This window comes from Streptomyces sp. NPDC000941 (assembly GCF_053599555.1).
The window spans coordinates 1-1133 of sequence record NZ_JBSFMM010000564.1; the positions used below are offsets into that span (position 1 = coordinate 1).

The window sequence follows — 1133 nt, forward strand, 5'->3', positions numbered from 1 at the left end:
GGCGCTGGCGACGGATCCGCAGCAGCGGCTGCTGCTGGAGGCGGCGTGGGAGGCGTTCGAGCACGCCGGCATCGACCCCACCTCCGTACGCGGCACGAACACGGGACTCTTCGTCGGAGCCACCGCGCTCGACTACGGACCCCGGCTCCACGAAGGAGCGCAGGATCTGGACGGGTACCTGCTCACCGGCAGCACCACCAGTGTTATCTCCGGCCGGGTGTCGTATGTGTTCGGGCTGGAGGGCCCGGCGGTAACAGTGGACACCGCATGCTCGTCCTCGCTGGTGGCCCTGCACCTGGCCGCCCAGGCGCTGCGCAACGGCGAATGCGGCCTCGCCCTCGCGGGCGGTGCCACGGTCATGTCGACGCCCGGGATGTTCGTGGAGTTCAGCCGTCAGCGGGGGCTGGCTGCGGACGGCCGGGTGAAGGCGTTCGCCGACGGCGCCGACGGCACCGCGTGGGGTGAGGGCGTGGGCGTCCTGGTGCTGGAGCGGCTGTCGGATGCCCGGCGGCGGGGGCATCGTGTGCTGGCAGTGGTACGGGGCTCGGCCGTCAACCAGGACGGTGCCAGCAACGGCCTCACCGCACCCAACGGTCCCTCGCAGGAACGCATGATCCGCCAGGCCCTGACCAACGCCGGGCTCAGCAGCGCAGACGTCGACGCGGTCGAGGCGCACGGCACCGGCACCACACTCGGCGACCCGATCGAGGCACAGGCCCTGATGGCGACGTACGGGCAGGGGCGTGACGGCGGGGAGCCGCTTTGGCTGGGTTCGGTGAAGTCGAACATCGGGCATGCGCAGGCCGCTGCCGGTGTGGCGGGTGTGATCAAGATGGTGGAGGCGATGCGGCACGGGGTACTGCCGCGGACACTGCACGTGGATGAGCCCACCCCGCATGTCGACTGGGAGGCGGGGCAGGTACGGCTGCTGACGGAGGCCCGTGCATGGCCGGAGGCGGATCGGCCGCGCCGGGCGGGTGTGTCGTCGTTCGGTATCAGCGGTACGAACGCGCACGTGATTTTGGAGCAGGCTCCTGCCGAGGAGCCGGTGGAGGAGTCCGAGGAGGAGTCGGGTCTGCCGGTGGTGTGGCCGGTGTCGGGGAAGACACCGGTGGCGTTGCGGGAGCAGGCGG

Annotated in this window: 1 protein-coding gene; it reads left to right on the forward strand. The window is 71.2% G+C overall.

All coding sequences use genetic code 11. The features are described from left to right. The coding region (locus tag ACWDSL_RS53505) for a beta-ketoacyl synthase N-terminal-like domain-containing protein (RefSeq protein ID WP_450497042.1) at window positions 1-1133 on the forward strand (1133 nt) is incomplete at both ends.